Raw genomic sequence first — 7,865 nt, forward strand, 5'->3', positions numbered from 1 at the left:
TACCTAAAATGGTAAAAACTAAATCGTTGATCTTTTTTTACCTAAACACCACACTTTATTGGTAATAAAATTATGTACATTTCTTAGATGAAAAAATTCGCTAAGCAAATATGTAATAATAAAGACTAAGATAAAAACCATAATCTTATTTATCTCCAAAGGTAATAAATAAAGCCTACCAAGAGATAGAAGCTCTCCATGTAATATATATAATTCGAAACTAATATTCCCTAGATGAGTAAATACCTTATTACCAAATAAAATATCGAAAATCCCTCCATTAATTGAAATTAAGTGGATTAAAATAATATCAAATAAAATAAATTGTGTATAAACAAAGGTTTTATCTAGAGCAATATACACATATATTGTCCCTACTAGCAAACCAAGCTGAAGAAGAGATAAATTAAACGAGCCACCTAAGCTATCCTTATCTAAATCTCTTAATAAAAAGTACCCTAAATACCCTAAAACAAAATGAATTAATCTGTATGGAGGAAAAACATATAAAGAAATAGCTTCAGGTAAAGGATACCGGGCTTTAAATACCATCTCATCAATTGTCATAGAAAAAAGATATAGGATAAAAAATGAGATGAGTAATACCGAATGCTTACAATTTTTAAATAACCCATTTATTTTAGGCACAAAAAACCAACAAAATAGCATAGTTGAAAGAAACCATGTTGCACCATTAAAACTGAACATTGCAGGCTTATACCAACTTTTAAGAAGAGTAATACCAAGAAAAGCATTTCTCAGCATCCCTGGATAACCTGGGTTAATACAAGATATTACATACGCAGCAATTAAAAATGTAAGTATATGTAAAAAATAGAATTTCTTTAGTTTATTTTTGAGATAAGAAAAACACGCTTTCCAGCTTGAATCAACAAGCACATCATTCCTATTGGCAAAGCCATAAGCAATAAGATAACCAGATAAAATAAAAAATAACTCTACTCCCCTAGCTCCATAGTCAAAAATCTTACCTGTGGAGATTAACCCATAAGCATGGTTTAAATATATCAATATAAATGCAAGAAACCTTAAGCCCTGTAAATTATTTAATGTAGCCATTAATAAGCACCATCTCTTTTTAATACAACATTAACTGTTTTAAACAAAATAGCAATATCATTCCAAAGTGACCAATTTTTTACATACCAAGAATCGAAATAGACACGAGTATTATAATCTACATCATTACGTCCACTTACTTGCCATAACCCTGTCATTCCTGGTTTAGCCATAAGGTAATACTCAACATCATCCTGATAACGTTCTAGCTCCTCAGCGACTATTGGGCGAGGTCCAACTAAACTCATTTCACCTTTTAAAACATTAAACAATTGAGGTAATTCATCTAAACTTGTCTTGCGAATAAAGGCACCGATTTTAGTAATGCGAGGATCATTCTTTAATTTAAAATCTTTTTCCCATTCAGCTCTTGCCTCAGGATCTGTTCTTAGCAATTCATCTAACACTTCTTTAGAGTTCACAACCATTGATCTAAATTTCAAACAGTTAAATGTTTTTCCATTACGACCAATTCTAGGATGCCCATAAATAGCATTACCGCCATCTTTTTTTACTGAAAAATAAAGATAAAGCAATACAGGAGAAAGCAAAGTAATAATGGCTAAAGAGCCAACAATATCCATTGTTCTTTTTAGAATACGAGAGGAACGCTTTGCAAGATTATTATTGACTCTCAACAGCAACATTTCATGGCTGAATAAGAAAGACATATCTGTACCATACAATGGTATTCCTCTAATATTAGGAATAACAGAAACTGAACGGCATTTGTTCAAAGCTAAATATCTCAACCAAGAATCTAACAATATTTCGTCATCTACAGCTACTATGAACTGAACCGTCTTAGTATCTAGTTGCAAAAGTGAAATGATATCCTTATTCTTTGCATCTATTACTTTAATTTCATCTATACCGGCTTCGGGAATAGCATCAGATACAACAAAATAGCAAAAACTAAAACCTAAGTAAGACTCATCAGATAGTGCTTTATATACATCTTTAGCATTTCGACCACTACCAATAATAACTGTATCTTTTTGGTATAAATTTAGTTTTAAAAGTAATTTTTTTAAACCAATTCTAACTACAGGCACTAAAACTACAATCCAAAACCAAGTCACGGCCCATAATGTTCTAGATACATAAAGTTTGGAGAAAGCTATAATTGCCAGTTCTATAATAAAAAATATAACTAAGGTACGAAGTATTTCTTTAAGCTCAAACCAAAAAGGTTTTCTATATGTATAGTGACGTAAACGAATCCAAAACCAGCATACACAACTGAGAGAAATCACGAGGTGAATAAGAATATATTCATCTAGCTCCTCTTTTGGAAAAACGACTTGACTATCATTGAGTAAAGGCAATAGCATCAATGAAATAAAAAAAGAGGAAAAAAAAGCAACAAAATCACCAAGCCAAAGCAATATTTTTGATAATGTTATTCTATGCATATCAGTCCTTATCTAATTTAACTCTTTAGCTGAACATGCCAAAGCTTCAGCAATAATATTATGCATATCAAAATATTTATATTGAGCTAAACGACCTCCAAAAATAACATTTGATACATTATCTGCTAATGTTTTATATTTTGAATATAATTCATTATTACGCTGATCGTTAATTGGATAATAAGGTTCATCCCCCTCTTGATATTCTTTTGAATACTCACGAGTGATCACCGTCTTATCTTGCGTACCATATTCAAAGTGCTTATGTTCAATTATACGTGTATAAGGGACTTCACTTTCAGTATAGTTCACAACTGCATTACCTTGATAATTTGGCATGTCTAATACTTCATTACCAAAACTCAAACTACGGTATTCTAATTTGCCAAATTGATACTCAAAATACTCATCAATCATTCCTGTAAATACGATTTTATCAGCTACACTTTCGTAATATTCACGTTCGGCAAAGAAATCGATATTCAATTTTACTTCAATATCTTCTAACATTCTTTCAAAAATACCTGTATAACCACCAATTGGAATACCTTGATAAGTATCATAGAAATAGTTATTATCATAGGTATAACGAACAGGTAAACGTTTTATGATAAATGCTGGAAGTTCTGTGCATTTCCGCCCCCATTGCTTTTCAGTATAACCTTTAATTAATTTTTCATAGATATCGCGGCCAACTAATGAGATAGCTTGCTCTTCTAGATTTTTAGGTTCTGTAATATTCTCTTTTGATATCTGCTCTTTAATTTTAGCTTCAGCTTCTTCTGGTGTGATAACGCCCCACATTTTATTAAATGTAAGCATATTGAAAGGTAAACTATACAATTCATCTTTGTAGCGAGCTACAGGAGAGTTAGTAAAACGGTTAAATTCAGCAAATTGCTGAATATAGTCCCAAACAACTTTATTGCTTGTATGAAATATATGAGCACCATATTTATGCACATTGATACCTTCAATCTTTTGGGTATAGCAGTTTCCCCCAATGTGATCACGTTTTTCAATTACTAAGCATTTTTTACCACGCTTAGTCGCCTCATAAGCAAAAATTGAGCCGAAAAGACCTGCACCAACTATAAGATAGTCATATTTTTTCATTTTGTTATCCTTTGATTTTATAAATAACTTTGAATCGTCTTTTTCAGACCTTCTGCTAATGAGGTCTCAGGCTTCCAGCCTAAAGATTCTAAACGTTTTGTTGATAATTCTGTTCGAGAAGTAAAGAAATACCCTTTAGAGTTAGCATTACTATTTTGAGCATATTCTACAGAAGGAACTAGCGCTGGAAATATCTCTTGAATAAGAGTTACAACCTCTCGAATAGATTTAGCTTCTGTTTCATTAGCAATGTTAAATACGGCTTTATTTTCATTAACTAACATTGCTTTAATTATACCCGTCACAGCATCACTGATATAACAGAATGCACGAACCGCACTACCATCACTTAATAACTTAATTCCTTTACTATTTACGGTCATTTCCACTAAGTCATTCATAATACGTCCATCATTTTGAATATTCATTCCTGGTCCGTATATATGCGCTAAGCGAAGAATACTATAGGATAAATTAGCATAATTTTCGACGGCACACTCCAACATATTCTCGCATAATTTTTTAACTTCAGGATAGCAACTTCTAAAGTTTAAAGGATCCAGTACACCAATATCATCTTCTTCAATCACAGACTTATTTGAAACCATTCCATAGATTTCACGAGTTGAAAAAAATACAATTTTTGTTTTTGTCTGTTTCTTTGCAAATTCGATTGTATTATGCAATCCTAAATAATTAGTATGAATAATATCCAATGGATTATTTACAATATTTTTCGGATCAGCATTACCGGCTGCAAAAATGATGTAATCATACTGCCCTGTAAGCTGGAATGGTTCTTTAACATCTAAAAAAATACATTTAAAGAAGGATTTATCAACTTCTGAATAATATTTTTTTAAACTCTCTTCACTTCTAGCCGTTAAAGCAAGCTGAAAACTTGCAACTTTTGTTTGTAAAACATTAATTAAAAATCTCCCCAAATAGCTAGAGATTGCTCCGGTTGCACCAACCAATAAAATGCTTTTCCCGTTTAATTGAGATAACTCTGGACTCAATCGTAGAGATAACTCTCTAAAATCCTCTTCTAATATGCTCATTCACTACCTCGATATAGCTGCTCATCTTCTTCAATAGAAAACATTGCTTTTGCAAGATAAAAATCTTCTTGCGTGGTAATTTTGATATTCTCAGGTCCACAAAGAACAATTGGGAAATCTAATTCTGGATAATAATGTTTAACAATCATACAAGAATCAATAAATGAAAAATCATTTTCTGCAATAGCTTTATGATGTGCAGATTTAATTAAATCTAAATTAAATGTTTGCGGCGCTTTAGCAATAAATGAATTTTCACGCTTAATCACGTGTTTAATACAATTATTTTCCACATAAGCAAAAGTCTCTTTTGCTGTAGCACAAGTAATAGCAACTTGTTTTTCTTTTGCAAGCTCAATATTTTGAATAATGATCTCATCATTAATAAATGGTCTTACCCCATCATGAATAACCACAACACCACTATCCATTTCTTTTAAACCATTGTAAATAGATTCCTGCCCAGAATTACCACCTGGCACAATACGCACCACTTTTTTAAGGTGATACTGTTTGACTAAATCTTCTAAATGAGATTCCCATCCTTTTAAAATCACTACAACAATCGCATCGATTGCCTCACATTGTTCAAACTTTTCAAGCGTATGAATAATGACAGGTTTACCATATACTTTTAAAAATTGCTTTGGCAATGACTTTGAGTTCATTCGAGAACCTGTTCCGCCTGCAAAAACAAGTGCATAATTCATATCTACCTTATCTCTCCTAATAAAATTTATTTTTAATTTGATTAAACATTAACAATATGAACTTCTCTCTCAATAACAAGAGAGTTAAAAAATAGCAACTAAAGAAAAGTATTGTTTTCATAAGGAAAATTAATACTTGTCCCTCCTCAGAAAACCAAGTCAGACCAAATGAAATCAAAATAGAAATAATAATACCACAAGACAATTTAATATATTCTATATTAGAAAAAAGCATATAAAAGTAATTCCGTAAAGTAATTATTTGAGATGCCATCACTATAACTTGTGATATTAAAACAGAAACAACAGCACCTAGAACACCATAATAATAAACTAAAATAGGGCTAAAAATAAAACTAGAAATAGCTCCATAAATCACAGAATAACAGAGCTCCTTATCCTTATTTAGAGGAATCAACATTTGAATTCCTGTTAAATTAGAAATACTAGCGATAAGAATTATTATTGATAATATTTTTAGTGGTAAAATTGCTTCATAATAACCATTTCCTGCAAAAAGCAAAACGGAAGGCTCTGCATATAGGATACAAAAGATTACCATTGGAAGAGATATAATGAAAATAAAGTTCATAGATTTTATTAATACAGAATTAAATTCATCATGCATATTATTTTTTATAAAATAACTTAACCTAGGTAAAAGAACAGCCCCCAGTGATGTAATTATACTTTGCATAACATCTTTAATTCTATATGCTGCATTATAATATCCAACATCCTCTGCCCCATAAAAAAAACCTAATAGAACTGAGCTAAAGTTAACATAAATAGCAACAGCAATAGAAATAATAAAAAATATTGCCATAGACTTAACATGTTTATAAAAATCATAGTTTTTAAATACTTTAACAATTATTACATTTTTTAAATTATATAAATTAACCAACCCAGAACCAACAGTAGCAAATATAATAATAAATGCATATATAGTATAATCACTGTAGTCTCTTACATAATAAAATATAAGAAAGAACGAAATAAACTTGAAAAACAATGATCTTATTGCTATATAAAAATATTGCTCAGTTCCCTTATATACCCACTCAACACCCAATATTGTGAAGACAATATTTAAACCAGTGATAAAAAAAAGTGTTTTCTCCCCCCTAAGAGAAGGCACAAAATAAATACATAAAAAATATAAAAATAATACAAACAACATTAGAAATAGATTAATCAAAAATAATTCATGAATAACCTTTGACAATTTTTCTTTATTATCTCTAACTTGCGCTACCGCTCTCACACCATAATCAGCAATACCAAAAGCGGCTACAATTGAAAAATAAGATACTAATGAAGAAGCAAAGGCTACTTTCCCTGTCCCGATAGGAGTTAGAACTCTAGACACATAAGGAAAAGTTAATAACGGGAATAAGAAATTAGATACCGTTAATAACATATTCATTAAAAAATTAAATTTAAGTGTTCTTATTTTCATACTTAGTTATATATATACTGAGTTCTCATTCTTATTATCATACGCTAATAAGAATATAAATGGATTAAATGTTATAAGTAATAAATGAGGATTTATCATTATGTTAACTAATGAAAATATAATAGCCAGCCCAAGATAAATATTATTCTTGAGCACAATTCTCTTTCCCAATCTAAAAAAACCAAACAAGATAAAAATAAATAAAACAACCCCCTGATCCAATAAAACTTTTAAATAACCAGAATCAACTACAAATAACTTATTATATTGATTTACATCCAGTAAATCTACATACTCTATATGTTGACCTAGAATAGAAAGACCATACGTATCATAAGCGTAGTATCCATATGCTAATCTACCACTTAACGCTTTATTTAATGCAAACATCCAACTACTGCTTGGATCATAAAAAACTTGTATTAATATTGATAGAAAAGAAAATAATAAAAATGAATATACTGTTAAAAATTTCAAAATCCTACCTAAAACTTTTGTTTTATAATCTATATTAAATATTCTTATAAAAATCAGAGCAAATATTAATAAGTTAACCAGATAAAACACAGTTCTCGTATCTGTAAAATCATATAATACATAATTTAAAAATAATAAAAATATAGATTCAAAAACAGAAAACTTATGATTTCTAAGAACAATCCAAGATAGAGAAACATATAAAAACACATTAGGTAAATATGTAGAAAAAACGTATCCTAATGGATGTCTGAAAACAGTCTCTCCATTACTATTTTCTCTATAAAAATTAACATCTGAGTATTCATACATATCAAATAAATATGTAATATATACAAATACGGCACCACAAAAAATAGATATAAGAAAACATTTTAGAATTAAGTCAAATTTAATATACTTAGAAAAAATAAAAAGGAAAAATAATGTCAAGCCTATTCCAGAATAATAATATGATAAAATAAAAATTGGAATAAGTAGATAATCTAACAATGAGTACTTATTAAATTTGTAAAAAAATATTAATAAAAAACCTATGCCATAT

7 protein-coding genes are annotated in these 7,865 nt (G+C 29.7%); all 7 read right to left on the reverse strand.

The window, feature by feature from the left end; translation table 11 throughout:
- Positions 1-18: 18 nt before the first annotated feature.
- Positions 19-1,080 carry an acyltransferase family protein gene (locus tag DPV85_RS08765; protein ID WP_049381777.1) on the reverse strand — a complete coding sequence of 354 codons (1,062 nt, stop codon included), beginning with the start codon at positions 1,078-1,080 and terminating at the stop codon, positions 19-21.
- On the reverse strand, positions 1,080-2,495 hold the full coding sequence (gene wbaP, locus DPV85_RS08770) for an undecaprenyl-phosphate galactose phosphotransferase WbaP (RefSeq protein WP_049381778.1): 1,416 nt from the start codon (positions 2,493-2,495) through the stop codon (positions 1,080-1,082). The genes DPV85_RS08765 and wbaP overlap by 1 nt, the downstream gene beginning before the upstream one ends.
- Before the next feature lie 12 nt (positions 2,496-2,507).
- Complete coding sequence (gene glf / locus DPV85_RS08775) at positions 2,508-3,611, reverse strand: UDP-galactopyranose mutase (protein ID WP_049381779.1); 1,104 nt, start codon at positions 3,609-3,611, stop codon at positions 2,508-2,510.
- 17 nt (positions 3,612-3,628) lie between these two features.
- Positions 3,629-4,672, reverse strand: coding sequence for an NAD-dependent epimerase/dehydratase family protein (locus DPV85_RS08780; RefSeq protein WP_111327757.1), 1,044 nt, complete (start codon positions 4,670-4,672; stop codon positions 3,629-3,631).
- The gene (locus DPV85_RS08785) at positions 4,669-5,382 is read right to left on the reverse strand and encodes an IspD/TarI family cytidylyltransferase (RefSeq protein WP_111327758.1); all 714 of its coding nucleotides are present in this window, start codon (positions 5,380-5,382) and stop codon (positions 4,669-4,671) included. The genes DPV85_RS08780 and DPV85_RS08785 overlap by 4 nt, the downstream gene beginning before the upstream one ends.
- 16 nt (positions 5,383-5,398) lie before the next feature.
- Positions 5,399-6,844 (reverse strand): flippase, encoded by a 1,446-nt coding sequence (locus DPV85_RS08790; RefSeq protein WP_111327759.1) that lies wholly within the window; start codon positions 6,842-6,844, stop codon positions 5,399-5,401.
- Between the two features lie 6 nt (positions 6,845-6,850).
- The coding region (locus DPV85_RS08795; RefSeq protein ID WP_207798044.1) for a hypothetical protein at positions 6,851-7,865 on the reverse strand (1,015 nt) is incomplete at its 5' end.

The sequence above is a fragment of the Haemophilus parainfluenzae genome, from assembly GCF_003252725.1.
Lineage (GTDB): Bacteria > Pseudomonadota > Gammaproteobacteria > Enterobacterales > Pasteurellaceae > Haemophilus_D > Haemophilus_D parainfluenzae_L.

Excerpts from the sequence above, each read along its gene's own strand:
- DPV85_RS08765 (WP_049381777.1), bottom strand. The coding sequence starts at position 1,080 with ATGGCTACATTAAATAATTTACAGGGCTTAAGGTTTCTTGCATTTATA.
- wbaP (WP_049381778.1), bottom strand. The coding sequence starts at position 2,495 with ATGCATAGAATAACATTATCAAAAATATTGCTTTGGCTTGGTGATTTT.
- glf (WP_049381779.1), bottom strand. The coding sequence starts at position 3,611 with ATGAAAAAATATGACTATCTTATAGTTGGTGCAGGTCTTTTCGGCTCA.
- DPV85_RS08780 (WP_111327757.1), bottom strand. The coding sequence starts at position 4,672 with ATGAGCATATTAGAAGAGGATTTTAGAGAGTTATCTCTACGATTGAGT.
- DPV85_RS08785 (WP_111327758.1), bottom strand. The coding sequence starts at position 5,382 with ATGAATTATGCACTTGTTTTTGCAGGCGGAACAGGTTCTCGAATGAAC.
- DPV85_RS08790 (WP_111327759.1), bottom strand. The coding sequence starts at position 6,844 with ATGAAAATAAGAACACTTAAATTTAATTTTTTAATGAATATGTTATTA.